This window comes from Pseudomonas sp. PDM17 (assembly GCF_014851985.1).
Classification (GTDB): domain Bacteria; phylum Pseudomonadota; class Gammaproteobacteria; order Pseudomonadales; family Pseudomonadaceae; genus Pseudomonas.
Genome location: NZ_JACVAT010000002.1, coordinates 115,273 through 130,782, shown reverse-complemented (window position 1 = coordinate 130,782; position 15,510 = coordinate 115,273). Strand labels below are relative to the sequence as shown.

Below are 15,510 nucleotides of genomic sequence, written 5' to 3'. Positions count from 1 at the left end.
CGGGGCGCGGAGAGCCGGGTCAGCCGGCCTTGCGTCCGGGCAGCACATCGTTGGCGATCATTTCGCCAAAGGGCCCGGTGAGGTTGGTCACGCCGCGCCCGGCAAGGCTGGCGTAGGGCTCAGGAAGCAGCGGGAAAACCAGCTCGGCGAAGCGATAGGCCTCTTCCAGATGCGGGTAGCCGGAGAAGATGAAGCTGTCGATGCCGAGGTCCGCGTACTCCCTGATGCGCTCGGCCACCTGCTGCGGGTCGCCCACCAGCGCGGTGCCGGCGCCACCACGGACCAGGCCGACACCGGCCCAGAGGTTGGGGTAGATCTCCAGCTGGTCGCGGCGCCCGCCGTGCAGCGCAGCCATGCGCCGCTGGCCTTCGGAGTCGAAGCGGGCGAAGGACTTCTGCGCATTGCTGATGGTCTCGTCGGAGATGTTGGCGATCAGCCTGTCGGCGGCCTGCCAGGCTTCCTCGGCGGTCTCGCGGACGATCACGTGCAGGCGAATGCCGAACTTCACGCTGCGCCCCTGCTTCGCGGCCTTCTCGCGGACGTCGGCGATCTTCTGCGCGACCGCTTGCGGCGGCTCGCCCCAGGTCAGGTAGACGTCGACCTGCTCGGCGGCCAGGTCGTGGGCCTCGGCCGAGGAGCCGCCGAAGTACAGCGGCGGATAAGGCTTCTGGATCGGCGGATAGAGCGCCTTGGCGTTCTCTACCTGCAGGTGCTTGCCGGCGAAGTCCACGGATTCGCCCTGCAGCACGCGGCGCCAGATACGCAGGAATTCGTCGGTGACTTCGTAGCGCTCGGCATGGCTGAGGTGGATGCCGTCGCCACGGTTTTCATCCGGGTCGCCGCCGGTGACCACGTTGATCAGCAGGCGCCCGCCGGAGAGGCGATCCAGGGTCGCGGCCATGCGCGCGGAAACGGTCGGCGAGATGATTCCCGGACGGATCGCCACCAGGTAACGCAGGCGTTCGGTGAGCGGCGCCAGGGCCGAGGCGACCACCCAGGAGTCCTCGCAGGAGCGCCCGGTGGGAATCAGCACGCCGTAGTAGCCCAGGGAATCTGCGGCCTGGGCGATCTGCTTGAGGTACGGCAGCGACACCGGGCGCGCGCCCTCGCTGGTGCCGAGGAAGTGGCCGTCGCCGTGGGTGGGCAGGAACCAGAACACATTCATCGAAGGCTCCTCAGGCGGTCTTGCGCAGTTGCGGACGGGCGAACAGCGGCGCGGCGCGCTCGGCGGCCAGCTGGATGCGGGCGCGCAGGGTGTCGCTGGTGATCTGGTAGTTGGCGAAGTCCGCCTCGCTGGCGTACACACCGATCGGCAGCGTGATCGACTGGAAGAAGCTGAACAGCGGGCGCAGCTGATGATCGAGGACCAGCGCGTGGCGCTCGCTGCCGCCGGTGGCCGCGAGCAGCACCGGGGTGTCGATCAGGGCATTCATGTCCACCAGGTCGAACAGGTGCTTGAGCAGGCCCGGATAGGAGCCGCGGTAGACCGGCGAGGCCACCACCAGCAGGTCGGCGGTCTCGATCTCGCGCAGGGTGGCTTCCAGCTCGGCGGACAGTTCCTGGCGCGACAGCGCGGCGCCCAGCGGGCGGGCGATGTCGGCCAGTTCGATGACTCGGGCTTCTACCGGAAGCTGCTCGCCGAGGGCGTCGAGCACGGCCTGGGTGAGCACCAGGGTGCGCGAGGGGCGATAGGTGCCGCCGGAGACGGCGACCACTTTGATGGGGCTGGTCATGGGTTTTCCCTGTTGACTGTTGCGCTAGGTACAGAAGCCTTGAGCAAGGGCCGTACCAACAGGGAAATGTATGATTTTCGGGCACTTCAGCCGGTTTTTCCGGCGCTTCATGTCACTCAGGCAACAACGCTGCTGATCGACTGTTGCCTGGGCAACAGTCTGCTATCAATGCGCAGCCAGTTCGCGCAGCCCCTGGGAGATGTCCAGCCCTTCCAGTTCGGCCACGTATTCATCCGTGGTGAGCAGGCCGATACAGGGGGTCGCGCCGCGCTGCCGCAACTGCCCGGCGGCGAGCTTGCGCGCCAGCGCCACCGCCGCCATGCAGGGGATGTTCGGGCCGTGGTCCTGATGCGCGAGAATTTCCCAGCACAGCGCCAGGGGTTTGCCGTCGCCATCGACGCCCTGCAGGTGGACGAACATGCCGCTGCGCCCATCGCCCAATGGCTGCATCGCCACAGCCAGGCGGTGCAGGCTGGCGCCCAGGCGCGCAGCGTCCTTCACCAGCCCGGCGCGCACCAGCCACGACAGTCCCCAGGTGCCGAACTGGGTGAGCTTCAGGCCGAGGCCGGCGGAGAAACGCACGTCCTGCACACCGGGGTAGCGCTGCGGGAACAGGTCGAGGTCCGGTACATCACAGTGGGCCAGCCAGCGTTTGCCCAGCGGGGCGGGAAAGCGGTGGCGATTCAGCCCCTGCCAGCCGTGTACGTCCTGCCAGCGCCCCTGGCGCCACTGGCGCAAAGGTTTGCCGCAGTAGCCCAGCACCGCGGAGACCGTGGCCTGGCCGGGAATCTTCGCCGAGGAGCTGATGCCGTGGTGGATGCTGTCCAGCCGCTGGAAGCGTGGCAACAGATCGTCGATCACCGAGGCCGCCAGAGCAGGCACCGAACTGGCGCCGCTGCATACCAGCACCCCCGCGCTGCGTGCGGCGCGGTCGAGTTCGTGGATGCCGCAGACGAACTGGCGGGCGTCGGCCAGATCGATGTAATGGGCGCGAGCGCCGATGGCAGCGCGGGCAACGCGATAGTCCTGACCCTGGAACGGCCCGGCGGTGGAAATCACCAGGTCGACCTTCAGTTCATTGAGGCGGCCGGCCAGCGTCGGCTGGTTCATGTCCAGGCACACCGCCTCGCCGCCCACCTGCGCGGCCAGTTCATTGGCGCGGCGCTGGTCGCGCCCGCCGACCAGCACGCGGATGCCTTCGATGCCGCTGAGGCGATGCACGATCAGGCTGCCGAAGTTGCCGTAACCGCCCAGCACCAGCACGCGAAATTTCCGTTCCATTGCCACTGACCTTATTGCTCCCTGACTGCTGCTGGCGGTGCCAGCTCCTTCATCCCGACCTGGCGCCCCCGTGATGGGGCAGATTGTCCTCCAGCGGCCACCAGCTGGCGCGGGAGTCGACGTAGTAATGTGCTTCGAGCTTTGTCCGCACGGGCTCGTCCAGGGTTCCCGCCCGCACCCGCAAAGTGTCCGGCAGCGCATCGCGAGCGCTGTAGATGGGCGAGCCGCAGGTGCGGCAGAACACGCGTTTCTTTTCCGGCGTGGCGCGGTACTCGGCCAGCTCCGACTCGCCGCTGAGCAGACGAAACGCCGCACTCGCCACCGGGACATTGGTGGCGAACGGCCCGCCCTGCGCCTTGCGGCACTGGCTGCAATGGCAGACCTGGATTGGCGCCAGCTCGCCGCTGATCTCGTAGCGCACCGCGCCGCACAGACAACCGCCCGAATTCATGCCCAGCCCCTTCTTCCGGTTTCGCGCAGCGAAGCAGTCTAGATCAGGCTCGGTTACCTGCACCACCGTGCGTGGGAGCAACTGTCTTCCCCTGGGGATGTCCGTGCCTGCATTTCCCCTCACCCCAATCCTCTCCCGGAGGGAGAGGGAGCCGTCCGTGCCAGCTGAAACCAAGGTCTCTCCCTGCACCGAACGGTCCCCTCTCCCCCTGGGAGAGGGTTAGGGTGAGGGCGAACCCGAGCGTCGGACTTTCACTAACGGGGCAGTTCTTCGCTGCCCCAGCCCAGCGGATAGAGCAGTTCTTCCTTGTAGCCGGCCCACACCCGCACCGCCGCCGGGAAGCTCGCGTCCAGCCCGGCGTCACCACTGTCCACCAGCAGCGGCCGGCCCTCGAGTGTGCCGAGCTTGCGCTTGGTGGCAATCACCCGCAGTCGCTCAATTCCGATGGCGCGCAGCACGCGCGGGCTGATCTGCTGGTTGCCACGGCCGAGGATGTGCCCCTGCCCACCGATGGCGGTCACCAGCAGGAAGGCCGGGTGCCCGTCCACCAGTTCGAACAGCTGCGCCTCAGTGACATCGCGGGCGATCACTTCGCCGTTCTCGATCACATCCACGCCCAGCAGCGTGGTCTCCAGGTGCAGGTCGGCGGCCAGCCCGTGCAATGTCGAGCCAGGGCCGAAGACGTAACGCACATCGTCCTCCCAGCTGTCCTCCAGCCAGGCGGCAAGATCGGCAAGCACCAGCTCCTCGGTTTCCATGCCGGCCTGCTTCACGTGCTGCATGAAGTGGCCTTCCTCGGGCACCGTCAGTTCGGCGTACCAGCGCGCGGCGACGCGACCTTCGCGCAGCGCGGCCTCGTCGAGATCGCGCACTTCACCCTGGGTCAGGCGCACCAGCCCACCGTCCACCAGCCGCCGCGCCAGTTCCCCGGCGGCGCGCGGGCTGATGGTGTAGACCCCGGAGTGGATCTTCACTCCGGCAGGAATGCCCAGCACCGGCTGGCCTTCGCGGGCCACCTCGGCCACATCCCGCGCGGTGCCGTCGCCACCGGCAAAGAGAATCAGCGCTACGCCGGCTTCCTGCAGCGCCTGCACGGCGTGACGGGTATCCGCCGCGCTGCTCTGCTGCTCTTCCAGGGCACCCGCCAGGCGATAGGCAAAGCCCATGTCCGCCAGCAGGTCGGCGCCCATCGGGCCGGGGAAGGTGAGGAATTCCAGGCGCTCGCGCACCGGCAGCAGGTGCTCCAGGGCAACCCGCGTACGCTCCGCCGCCCGTGGTTCGGCGCCGCGCGCCAGGGCCAGCGCGGCCACGCCATCGCTGCCCTTGAGCGCGGTCGGGCCGCCGATACCGGCCAGCGGATTGATGATCAGCCCTATGCGAATCCTGTCCATACTCAACCTCGAGGGAAACTTCTTCGAACCACCGGCGCAACGCCGGGTCGGACCAGGGAAGCGGCAACTCCACTCACTATAACGACAAGCAAACGACCGGGGACCTCGCGATTGGCACGCAATCTGCGAGTCATCCGGTCGTCTGTCTTCGGTGACGGATATTCGGCGCAGCCCTGCGCGCCTCTGTCACCGGGGTTTCATCTGATCTGCCTAGACTGCAACGAACCTGATGTAGAGGAGATTGGCCATGAGCCTGCAAACCCACCAGCAATCCGCACCCCGCCCCACTCCGCGTCAACCGCAGCAGCCAGTCGGCGGTTCGATCATCGATGCCCAGGGCCGCGAAGTGCCGATTACCGAAGACATGATCCAGCGCGCCTGCCAGGAACTGGACAAGACCTGCGAGCCGCCACGCCGCCAAGCGGAATAAAGGCGCGGCGGCGCGTCCGCCCTACTCCCCGACCCGGTTGGCCCCCAGCGCGGTCAGCAGGCTTTCCAGGCGCGGCGAATCGCCCTGGATGTCTACCCACAACCCGGTGATTTCCCGGCGCGGCGGGTAGTGCTTGCGCAGCGCGTCGAAAGCCGCGCGCCGGGTCTGGGTGTCTCCGATCAGACTGCGACGGAAATTGGCGTCATCGCTGCGCGGGTCGTACACCGCGCGGCAGAGCATCGCCAGCGCCCAGTCCGGATCGCATTCCTCTTTCAGACTCAGTTCTGCCAGCCATTGCGCCGGCAGCAGGTCGTCGAGGTCGACGGCCGGCTCGCAACGCTGCCAGGCGCAGAACGCCTCGTAGATCTGCGCCGTGCCGCGCAACTTGCCATCCAGGCTGTAGCCGGCGATGTGTGGGGTGGCGATACGGCAGTGATGGGCCAGTTGCACGTTCACTTCCGGCTCGCCTTCCCAGACGTCCAGCGCCACGTCGATATCCGCGCCGGACTCCAGGTGGATGCGCAGCGCCGTGTTGTCGACCACACCGCCCCGGCTGGCATTGATCAGCCAGGCGCCGGGGCGCAATGCCTTGAGGCGCTGCGCGTCGATCAGGTGGCGCGTCGGGTTTTCGCCTTCGCGGGTCAGCGGCGTGTGCAGGCTGATCACGTCGCACTCGCGCAGCACTTCTTCCAGACTGCGGAAATCACCCCCTTCGGCGGCGGCGCGCGGCGGGTCGCAGACGCGCACGTCCCAACCCAGCCCGCGCAGCACGTCCACCAGGCGACCACCCACCTGCCCCGCGCCGATCACGCCATAGCGGCGTTCGGATAACTTGGCGCCATGCACTTCGGCCAGCGCCAGCAGGCTGCCCAGCACCCAGTCCACCACGCCGCGGGCGTTGCAACCCGGCGCGCTGGACCAGGCGATGCCAGCCTCGGCGAAGTACTCGAGGTCCAGGTGATCGGTGCCGATGGTGCAGGTGCCGACGAACTTCACCTGGCTGCCCTGGAGCAGCTCACGGCTGACGTCCGTCACCGAGCGCACCAGTAATACTTCGGCATCGCCCAGGGCCGCGCGGTCGATCCCGCGTCCGGGCAGGCGACGGATGTCGCCATGGGCGCCGAAGAAGGCTTCGACCAGGGGAATGTTTTCATCGGCAAGGATACGCATGGGCTGACTCCATAAATCGACACCGGCTACTTTACCAGCGCCGTTGCGCGCGGTCCCGCGCCACACACGCCAGGCTTTGCTGCCCGGGCGGACAGCCCTTAAACTGGCCGGCTTCCCGTTCATTTCTTCTGCCAAGGAAAGCCGTGACCAGCCTCACCCAGCCCGTCTCCCGCGGACGGCGCACCGCCACCGAACTCAAGGAACTGCTGACCCTCGCAGCGCCCATCATGATCGCCCAGCTGGCAACCACCGCCATGGGCTTCGTCGATGCGGTGATGGCCGGCAGCGTGGGCCCGCGCGATCTGGCCGCGGTGGCACTGGGCAACTCGATCTGGATTCCGATCTTCCTGCTGATGACCGGCACCCTGCTCGCTACCACCGCCAAGGTGGCCCAGCGCTACGGCGCGGGCGACCAGGCCGGCACCGGCCCGCTGGTGCGCCAGGCGCTGTGGCTGGCACTGCTGGTCGGCCCGCTGGCGGGGGCGACGCTGTGGCTGCTCTCCGAGCCGGTGCTGCGGGCGATGAAGGTCGAGGAAGCGCTGATCGAGCCGAGCTGCTTCTACCTGCGCGGCATCGCCTGCGGCCTGCCGGCGGTGGCGCTGTATCATGTGCTGCGCTGCTTCAGCGATGGCCTGGGGCGCACCCGGCCAAGCATGGTGCTGGGCATCTGCGGACTGATGCTGAACATCCCGATCAACTATGTGCTGATCTACGGCCACCTCGGCTTCCCGGCGCTGGGCGGCCCCGGCTGCGGCTGGGCCACCGGCTCGGTGATGTGGTTCATGCTGCTGGGCATGCTGGTCTGGGTGAACTGGGCGAAGGTCTACAAGCCGAGCCTGCTGTTCAGCCACTGGGAGCTGCCGAAGCCGCAGGTGATCGGCAGCCTCGTAGGGGTCGGCCTGCCCATTGGCATCGCGGTGTTCGCCGAGTCCAGCATCTTCTCGGTGATCGCCCTGCTGATCGGCGAACTCGGCGAGAAAGTGGTGGCGGGCCACCAGGTGGCGCTGAACTTCAGCGCACTGGTGTTCATGATCCCCTACTCGCTGGCCATGGCCGTGACCGTCCGCGTGGGGCAGTCGCTCGGTGCCGGTGCGCCGCGCGATGCTCGTTTCGCTGCCGGCGTGGGCATGGGCGCGGCGCTGGCGTACGCCTGCATTTCCGCCAGCGGCATGCTGCTGATGCGTGAGCATATCGCCGGGCTCTATACGCAGGACCCGGACGTACTGGCGCTGGCCGCCACGCTGCTGGTGTTCTCGGCGCTGTTCCAGTTCTCCGACGCCGTGCAGGTCACCGCCGCCGGCGCCCTGCGCGGCTACCAGGACACCCGCGCGACCATGATCATGACCCTGTTCGCCTACTGGGGCATCGGCCTGCCGGTGGGCTACAGCCTCGGCCTCGCCCACTGGCTGCAGGAGCCCACCGGCCCGCGCGGCCTTTGGGAGGGCCTGATCGTCGGTCTGACCTGCGCCGCGGTAATGCTGTGCATCCGCCTTTCGCGCAGCGCCAAGCGGCAGATCGTGCTGAACGAGATGCGCACGGAGGGCTGATCGCCCACAACGCAGAAAGCCGCCCGAGGGCGGCTTTTTTATTTGGGAGTCGTGCAAGAAAAACACTGCGTAGGATGGCGCTCCACCCATCCTACAAAAGCAAAAAGCCGCCCAAGGGCGGCTTCTTCGTAGTGCAGGGAGGATCAGTCGGTAACCAGCGCCGGCTTCGGCCGGCTGCTCAGCGTCGTGCCCACCGAGGCGACGATGATCGCGCCGATGGCGATCCACTGGTGCGAAGTCAGCTGCTCGCCCAGGAACACCAGACCGGACAGCGCGCCGAAGGCCGGCTCGATACTCATCAGGGTGCCGAAAGTCCGCGCCGGCAGGCGAGTCAGCGCCACCATCTCCAGGGTGTAGGGCAAGGCGCTGGAGAGGATCGCCACGCCCAGCAACGCCGGGAACAGGCTGATGTCGAACAGCGCCATGCCGCTGTGCGCAAGGCCGATGGGCGCTACGCAGATCGCCGCGATGCTGATGCCCAGCGCAGCGCCCTGTGCGCCCAGGTCGTTACCGGCGCGCTGGCCGAAGATGATGTAGAGCCCCCAGCAGACGCCCGCCCCCAGCGCCAGCGCGGCGCCCTTGGGGTCGATGCCGTGGCCGAAGTCGGCGATCGGCAGAAGCAGGCCGAGGCCGACCACGGCGATGGCGATCCACAGGAAGTCGATCGGCTTGCGCGAATAGAACAGCGCGACTGCCAGCGGCCCGGTGAACTCCAGCGCCACGGCAACGCCCAGCGGAATGGTCTGCAGCGCCATGTAGAAGGTCAGGTTCATCAGGCCCAGCGTCACGCCGTAGATGAACAGCGGCTTGAGCGGCTTGCCGCGCAGAGAGGTGCGCCACGGGCGGAGGATCGCCAGCAGGAGGATGGCCGCGAAGATCAGGCGCATGGAGGTCACGCCTTCGGCGCCGAGCACCGGGAACAGGCTCTTGGCGACCGATGCGCCGGTCTGGATCGAGGCCATGGACACGATCAGGATGAGAATGGGGAAGGCAGTGGAAATAAAGCGAGAGCGAGGCATGATGCGGACCTGAACAGGCGTTGCAACGGTTGGGATTTCTTGGTTGACTGTTATGCGCAACATAATGCGCAAAAAGGCCAGAATGAGCAATATACTGCCCACTCCTTCCGAACGTCCCAGCGTGCTGGTGCACGTCGCCGATAACGTGAAGACGCACCGCCGCAATGCCGGCTTCAGCCAGGACGCGCTGGCCAAGGCATCGGGCGTCAGCCGGCGGATGCTGGTCGGCATCGAGAGCGGCGACACCAACGTCAGCCTCGCCACCCTCGACCGCATCGCCGCCGCTTTGACAGTCACCTTCGCCGACCTGGTTCGCCCGCCATCCACCGGCGGCCTGTCCCGCGTCGACGCCGTCGCCTGGGGCGGCCAACAGGCCGACAGCCGCGGCACCCTCCTCGCCAGCACCCCCGCCACCCGCCAGGCCGAGCTCTGGCACTGGACGCTCGCCCCCGGCGACCGCTACAACGCCGAGCCCGATGCCGAAGGCTGGTACGACATGGCCTATGTCATCGAAGGCCGGCTGACCATCGTCCTTGCCGATGAAACGGTGGAGGTCGACGCCGGCGGTTTCCACGTATTCAAGAGCAACCAGCCGTTTTCCTACCAGAACCATGGGGATGTGCTGGTGCGGTTTGTGCGGAACGTTGTGAACTGATTACTGCTGACAGTCGCGCCTGTCGGCGCTGATCGTGGGCATGGCCCGCGACCGTATGCACTACCCCCCATGAAAAAGGCCCGCACAAAGCGGGCCTTTTTCATGAACACCAGGCGTCAGCTGCCCTGCGGCATCTCACCCCGCGCCAGGCGCGCATTGATGTCGGCAATCACCGCCGGCAGTTCGGCGATGGTGTCGATCAGGTAATGCGGGCGCGAGCCTTCGAACATCTGGCCGATGCGGCGACGTTCCTGCTCCAGTTTCTCCGCCGGCAGCGCCTTGTACTGCTCATAGGTCAGGCCCAGGGCGTTGCCCGAGCAGGTCAGCGCCACGGTCCACATGCCGGCACTGCGGCCTTCGAGGATGCCCGGCCAGGTGTCGTCGACCTTCACGCAGGCCGCCACGTCGTTGATGCCCAGGGCAATCACGTTGGCCAGCGCCTGTGCCGGGTGCGGGCGGCCGTTGGGCACTTCATCGGTAGCGACCACGTGGTCGGCGACGTAGCCGTTGGTCTTCGCCAGGGCAACGACCTTCTCCATCACCACCGCCGGGTAGCCGGAGCAGGAGCCGATCTTCAGCCCTTGCTTGCGCAGTGCGGCGATGGCGTCCAGCGCGCCGGGAATCAGCGCCGAGTGCTCGGCGATCTTCTCGATCTGCAGCGGCATGAAGCGCTCGTAGATGGCGGTGACGTCATCGTCACTCGGTACGCGGCCGAACCTGGCCTTGTAACGTTCGGCGATGGCCGGAATGTCGCACAGGGTGCGGATGTGGTCCCACTTGCCCATGCCCATCGGGCCGCGGGCCTCTTCCAGGCTGACCTGGACGCCGAACTCGGCGAAGGCCTCGACGAAGATCTGCGTCGGTGCAAAGGAGCCGAAGTCGACCACGGTGCCGGCCCAGTCGAGGATGACGGCTTGCAGTTGCTTGGGTTGCTGGTAATTCATGGCGTTCAATCCTGTGAGAATTCGGGCGGGCGTCAGATTTCGAAGACTTCCATTTCCTTCAGCGTCTCGGCGATGGCCGCGACGGCGGCGCGCATGCCGCTGGCGTCGACCTGGCCGATGCAACCGACGCGGAAGGTTTCCACCTGGGTCAGCTTGCCCGGGTAGAGGATGAAGCCCTTCTCGCGCACCCGGTTGTAGAACTCGGTGAAGGTGTAGCGGGCGTCACTGGGGGCATGGAAGGTGACGATGATCGGCGCCTGGATCTCGGCCGGCAGGAAGCTGCGGAACCCCAGCTCGGCCATCTCCGCCAGCAGAGTCTGGCAATTGTTTGCGTAACGCTGATGACGGGCCGCGAGACCGCCCTCTTCCTCGTACTGGCTCAGCGCTTCGTGCAGCGCGGCCACCACGTGGGTCGGCGGGGTGAAGCGCCACTGGCCTGTCTTGGCCATGTAGGCGTGCTGGTCCTGCAGGTCCATGGACAGCGAGTGGCAATTGCCGGCGCTGGCGTTCAGGGCGGTGCTGCGGGCGAAGACGAAGCCCATGCCCGGTACGCCTTCCAGGCATTTGCCGGAAGCGGCGATCAGCGCGTCGAAGGGGATGTGGCGGGCGTCGATGTCCAGCGCGCCGAAGGAACTCATGGCATCGATGATCAGGCGCTTGCCGTGGGATTCGATGACCCTGGCGATCTCGGCCAGCGGGTTGAGGATGCCGGTGCTGGTTTCGCAGTGGATCAGCGCCACATGGGTGACGCTCGGGTCTGCGCTGAGCAGGCGGTCCACGTCGGCGGCGGTGGTCGGCACGTCTTCTTCGGTTTCGAAGGTGCTGAACTCACGGCCGATCACCTGGCAGATCTTCGCCAGTCGCTTGCCGTAGGCGCCATTGATCAGCACCAGCACCTTGCCGTCACGCGGTACCAGGGTGCCGATGGCGGCTTCGACGGAGAAGGTGCCGCTGCCCTGCAGGGGCACGCAGGTGTGGCTCGCCTCGCCGTGGATGATCGCCAGCAGGCGCTTGCAGACGTCGGCGGTCAGGTCGTTGAAGTCGCGGTCCCAGGAGCCCCAGTCGACCATCATGGCGCGACGGGTGCGGGGGGACGTGGTCAGCGGACCGGGAGTCAGCAGGATGGGGGCTCGCTCGGCAGTGCTCATGCTCGATTCCTCTTTCGTGGGAACGTCGTCAGGGCTGAATTCGGTTGGGCCGGGGCGGGATCGCGGCGGCCTGGGCATAACTTGCCGGCCGGGAAGATATCGTTCAAATTGTTTATCACGATGCACTGCATAAGCCGGACATATATCTCATGAACCTCTTCCAGCTCCGCGCCTTCGACGCCGTCGCCCGCGAACGCAGCTTCACCCGCGCCGCCGAGCGCCTGTTCATCAGCCAGCCGGCCGTGACCGGGCACGTGAAGGCGCTGGAGGAGCACTACCAGGTCAATCTGTTCCGCCGCACCGCGCGCGGCGTGGAGCTGACAGAAGATGGCGTACGCCTGTCGGCCATCAGTCGCACCCTGTTTGCCCTGGAGGAGGAAGCCGAAGCCGTGCTGGACGCCAGCCGCGAGCTGGTGACCGGGCGTATCGAAGTGGCCGCCGACGGCCCGCACCTGGTGATGCCGATGCTTGCCCGGCTGCGCGCGCGCTACCCCGGCATCACCGTCAACCTGCGCCTGGGCAATGCGCAGGAAACCCTTGCCGCGCTGATGGACGAGCACGTCGATATCGCCGTGCTGACCGAGGTGGAGCCGCGCGCCGGACTGTTCCTGCGCGAGCTGGTGGAGTCGCGCATCTGCGCCCTGGTGCCGGCCAGCCACGCCTGGAGCGAGCATGCTGGCGAGCTGCCGCTGGGCGAGCTGGACCAGCAGATCATGGTGCTGCGCGAGCCCGATTCGATCACCCGGCGCACCTTCGATGCGGCCTGCTCGGCGGCATCGGTCGAGCCCCGCGTGCTGCTGGAGCTGGACAGCCGCGAGGCCGTGACCGAAGCGGTGGCAGCGGAGCTGGGGATCGGCATCGTGTCGTCGCTGGAGGTCAGTCCGGACCCACGGGTAAAGGCGATTCCGCTGGGCGGCAACGGCCTGCTCAACCGCCACGCCATCGGCTGCCTGGAGCGGCGCCGGGGGTTGCGGGTAGTGAGTGCGTTTCTGGAATTGGCGGAGGGCTGAGGATCATCGCCTGAATCGACTTCAGGAGCGCCGCGCGCAGATATCCCCTGTAGGGCGCATAACACCCAGGGCGTTATCCGCCGTCCTGGCGAATAACCCGTTCCGGGTTATTCGTCCTACGGGTGCCGACGGAATCTTAGGAAGGATGCGAACAGCCGCCCTACTCCGCCGGCAGATCTTCCTTCACCAGATCGAGAAAGGTCGCCACGATCCGCCGGGTGCTCTGCTCACGCAGGCACACCAGCGTCTCGCTCATGCGCCAGTGGCAGTCGAGGATCGGCAGCGCATGCACGCGCGCATCGGCCCCCAGTTCGGCAGCCGACACCACGCCGACGCCAATCCCCACCGCTACCGCTTCCAGCGACGCCTCGCGGCCTTCCACCTCGATGGCCGGGCGGATGCGCCAGCCAGCGCGGGCCATCTCCGCCTCGAGCATCTGCCGGGTCACCGAGCCCTGCTCGCGCAACACCAGCGGCGTGTCGTCGAGGTCGGACAGTTCGATGGACTCGCGCCCGGCCCAGGGATGGCTGCGGCCGACGAAGGCGACGATGGGGTCGCTGCGCAGGGTGAAGGTCAGCAGGCGCTCGTCCTGCACCTCGCGGCCGAGCAGCGCCAGGTCCGCCTGGTAGTCGAACAGGCGCTGCAGGGATTCGTCGGTATTGCCCGTTTCCAGCTTCACGCGGATGCCCGGATGGCGCTGGCAGAAGCGCGCGATCTGCGGCAATACGTGCACCGGCGCGTCCACCGCCAGGGTCAGGCTGCCGGTCTGCAACGCGCTGGATTCCTGCAGCAGCTCCTGCGCCTCCGCCTCGATCACGAACAGCCGCTGGGTCACCGCCAGCAGACGTTCACCCAGCTCAGTCAGGCGCACCGAGCGCTTGTTGCGATGGAACAGCAGCACGCCGTAGCGCTCCTCCAGCTTGCGCACCTGGTCGGAAACCGCCGGCTGGGTGAGGAAAAGGCGCTCGGCGGCGCGGGTGAAGCTGCCGTGTACCGCAACGGCATGGAAGGCCTTGAGCTGAGCGTGGGAAACGGACATGGGCGCGCCTCTGCAGGAAGGTTCTGACCGTCTTTTCACCAGCAGACGGAAAGCGACTACAAGGTCATTCGCGCAGAACACTAGCGTCATGGCCCTCTGTCATACAAGTCCAGCTTATTTTTGAAATCTGATAAATCGATTTCAGTTATTTATTCGAAATTGTTTCCATCCCTCCACCGCCGCCGAACCTGAAGGGTTCAGCAAGGCGGCACAGAGCAGTTCCAGCGCTTCTGACCCGCACCGCAAAGACGGTGCGACGTGCTTCGAAAACAAAAATAAAAAAGGCGTTACCCACTGACTGCCGGCACAGCACAACAACAAAGAGGTCAGATCATGCTCAACCCTCACGGCACCGCTTCGCCGCGCGCTTCCCTGGCGCGCTGGAAATGGCAGATCTTCGCCATCACCTGGCTGGCCTACGCAGCCTTCTACTTCACCCGCAAAGCCTTCTCGGTGGCCAAGCTCGGCATCGCCGAAGACCCTACCTTCCATCTCGACAAGATCGCGATGGCCAACCTCGACGCCATCTACCTCACCGCCTACGCGGTGGGCCAGTTCACCTGGGGTGTCTTCGCCGACCGTTACGGCCCGCGTGTGGTGGTGTTCGGTGGCCTGCTGATCTCCGCCGCCGCCGCGCTGGTAATGGGCAGCTTCGCCACCCTGCCGGTCTTCGCTACCTGCATGGTGGTCCAGGGCCTGGCGCAATCCACCGGCTGGTCCGGGCTGTGCAAGAACATTGGCAGCTTCTTCGCCACCCATGAGCGCGGCCGCGTGCTCGGGCTGTGGAGCACCTGCTACGCCTTCGGCGGACTGGTCGCCTCACCCTTCGCCGGCTGGTGGGCCTATGAAGTGTTCGGCACCTGGCATGCGGCGTTCTATTCCACCGCCGCGGTGGTCGGTGCGGTCGCCATCCTGTTCCTGCTGCTGCAACGCAACCGTCCACAGGACGTCGGCCTGCCGCCGGTGGAAGCCGATGTGCAGCAACCCGAAGCCGTGAACTACGCCGGCTTCAAGCACGAGGGCGAGAACGGCAAGTCCCTGCGCATCCTCGGCAAGGTGCTGCGCAACCGCACCGTGCTGACCCTGGGCCTGGCGTACTTCCTGCTCAAGCCGGCGCGCTACGCGATCCTGCTGTGGGGCCCGGTGATCGTCTACGAACGCATGCCGGGGCTGGGCAAGGTCGGCGCGGCGATCCTGCCTTCGGCCTTCGAGGTCGCCGGGCTGCTCGGGCCGATCCTGATCGGCTACGCTTCCGACCGCATCTTCGGCGCACGGCGCATGCCCGCCTGCGTGATCAGCCTGCTCGGCCTGACCGTCTGCCTGGCGCTGTTCGTCCCGGCCATGCAGACCGGCAGCAGCCTGCTGGTGCTGGCCCTGCTGTTCATGATGGGCCTGACCCTGTACGGACCGGACTCGATGATCAGCGGTTCCGCCGCCGTGGACTTCGGCACCGGCGAAGCGGCCGGCACCGCGGCGGGCTTCGTCAACGGCTGCGGCTCCATCGGCGCGATCCTCGGCGGCCTGCTGCCGGGCTACTTCGACACCTACACCGTGTTCATCGGTTTCACCGTCACCGCGCTGATCGCCGCCGGCATCCTCATCCCGCACTGGAACAGCCGCCCGGAAGTGGCCGACCAGGCGCAATCCAGCAGCGACGAACCTCGCCTGAACGCACGCCCCGTTCGCTCCTGA

The 15,510-nt window shown here is 66.9% G+C and carries 15 protein-coding genes; 5 read left to right on the top strand and 10 right to left on the bottom strand.

Features of this window, described 5'->3' with window-relative positions; translation table 11 throughout:
- Positions 1–19: 19 nt before the first annotated feature.
- From ssuD to IB256_RS06450, 5 genes are all read right to left on the bottom strand, one after another.
- The gene (ssuD, locus tag IB256_RS06470; protein ID WP_081516757.1) at positions 20–1,165 is read right to left on the bottom strand and encodes an FMNH2-dependent alkanesulfonate monooxygenase; all 1,146 of its coding nucleotides are present in this window, start codon (positions 1,163–1,165) and stop codon (positions 20–22) included.
- A 10-nt stretch (positions 1,166–1,175) separates the two neighbouring features.
- The gene (gene msuE, locus IB256_RS06465; RefSeq protein WP_081516756.1) at positions 1,176–1,733 is read right to left on the bottom strand and encodes an FMN reductase; all 558 of its coding nucleotides are present in this window, start codon (positions 1,731–1,733) and stop codon (positions 1,176–1,178) included.
- Positions 1,734–1,898: 165 nt separating this feature from the next.
- On the bottom strand, positions 1,899–3,014 hold the full coding sequence (locus IB256_RS06460; RefSeq protein ID WP_192223097.1) for a saccharopine dehydrogenase family protein: 1,116 nt from the start codon (positions 3,012–3,014) through the stop codon (positions 1,899–1,901).
- Between the two features lie 49 nt (positions 3,015–3,063).
- Positions 3,064–3,465 carry a GFA family protein gene (locus IB256_RS06455; protein ID WP_192401735.1) on the bottom strand — a complete coding sequence of 134 codons (402 nt, stop codon included), beginning with the start codon at positions 3,463–3,465 and terminating at the stop codon, positions 3,064–3,066.
- A gap of 254 nt (positions 3,466–3,719) precedes the next feature.
- Complete coding sequence (locus IB256_RS06450) at positions 3,720–4,856, bottom strand: ATP-NAD kinase family protein (RefSeq protein ID WP_192295179.1); 1,137 nt, start codon at positions 4,854–4,856, stop codon at positions 3,720–3,722.
- 247 nt (positions 4,857–5,103) lie between these two features.
- Between IB256_RS06450 and IB256_RS06445 the strand changes: the two genes are divergently transcribed.
- Positions 5,104–5,286, top strand: a complete 183-nt coding sequence (locus tag IB256_RS06445; protein ID WP_192295178.1) for a PA1571 family protein — start codon at positions 5,104–5,106, stop codon at positions 5,284–5,286.
- Between the two features lie 21 nt (positions 5,287–5,307).
- Here the strand turns inward: IB256_RS06445 and pdxB are convergent, their stop codons facing one another.
- Positions 5,308–6,456 (bottom strand): 4-phosphoerythronate dehydrogenase PdxB, encoded by a 1,149-nt coding sequence (gene pdxB / locus IB256_RS06440; RefSeq protein WP_192295177.1) that lies wholly within the window; start codon positions 6,454–6,456, stop codon positions 5,308–5,310.
- 143 nt (positions 6,457–6,599) lie between these two features.
- Here pdxB and IB256_RS06435 point away from each other — a divergent pair, with 143 nt between their 5' ends.
- Positions 6,600–8,003, top strand: coding sequence for an MATE family efflux transporter (locus IB256_RS06435; RefSeq protein ID WP_192401733.1), 1,404 nt, complete (start codon positions 6,600–6,602; stop codon positions 8,001–8,003).
- A 143-nt stretch (positions 8,004–8,146) separates the two neighbouring features.
- Here IB256_RS06435 and rhtA read toward each other — a convergent pair whose 3' ends face one another.
- Positions 8,147–9,022: a threonine/homoserine exporter RhtA gene (gene rhtA, locus IB256_RS06430; RefSeq protein ID WP_081516750.1), complete on the bottom strand. Its 876-nt coding sequence runs from the start codon at positions 9,020–9,022 to the stop codon at positions 8,147–8,149.
- Positions 9,023–9,074: 52 nt separating this feature from the next.
- On the opposite strand from rhtA, the gene IB256_RS06425 reads away from it, so the two are divergent.
- The gene (locus tag IB256_RS06425; RefSeq protein WP_192401731.1) at positions 9,075–9,677 is read left to right on the top strand and encodes a helix-turn-helix domain-containing protein; all 603 of its coding nucleotides are present in this window, start codon (positions 9,075–9,077) and stop codon (positions 9,675–9,677) included.
- A 116-nt stretch (positions 9,678–9,793) separates the two neighbouring features.
- Here IB256_RS06425 and phnX read toward each other — a convergent pair whose 3' ends face one another.
- The gene (gene phnX, locus IB256_RS06420; protein ID WP_192401729.1) at positions 9,794–10,621 is read right to left on the bottom strand and encodes a phosphonoacetaldehyde hydrolase; all 828 of its coding nucleotides are present in this window, start codon (positions 10,619–10,621) and stop codon (positions 9,794–9,796) included.
- A 32-nt stretch (positions 10,622–10,653) separates the two neighbouring features.
- On the bottom strand, positions 10,654–11,769 hold the full coding sequence (locus tag IB256_RS06415) for a 2-aminoethylphosphonate--pyruvate transaminase (protein ID WP_081516747.1): 1,116 nt from the start codon (positions 11,767–11,769) through the stop codon (positions 10,654–10,656).
- Between the two features lie 149 nt (positions 11,770–11,918).
- On the opposite strand from IB256_RS06415, the gene IB256_RS06410 reads away from it, so the two are divergent.
- On the top strand, positions 11,919–12,779 hold the full coding sequence (locus IB256_RS06410; protein ID WP_192401727.1) for a LysR substrate-binding domain-containing protein: 861 nt from the start codon (positions 11,919–11,921) through the stop codon (positions 12,777–12,779).
- A 160-nt stretch (positions 12,780–12,939) separates the two neighbouring features.
- On the opposite strand, the gene IB256_RS06405 is transcribed toward IB256_RS06410, so the two are convergent.
- Entirely contained in the window at positions 12,940–13,818 is an 879-nt protein-coding gene (locus IB256_RS06405) for a LysR substrate-binding domain-containing protein (RefSeq protein ID WP_192295171.1), read from the bottom strand.
- A gap of 333 nt (positions 13,819–14,151) precedes the next feature.
- Here IB256_RS06405 and IB256_RS06400 point away from each other — a divergent pair, with 333 nt between their 5' ends.
- Positions 14,152–15,510: an MFS transporter gene (locus tag IB256_RS06400; protein ID WP_192401725.1), complete on the top strand. Its 1,359-nt coding sequence runs from the start codon at positions 14,152–14,154 to the stop codon at positions 15,508–15,510.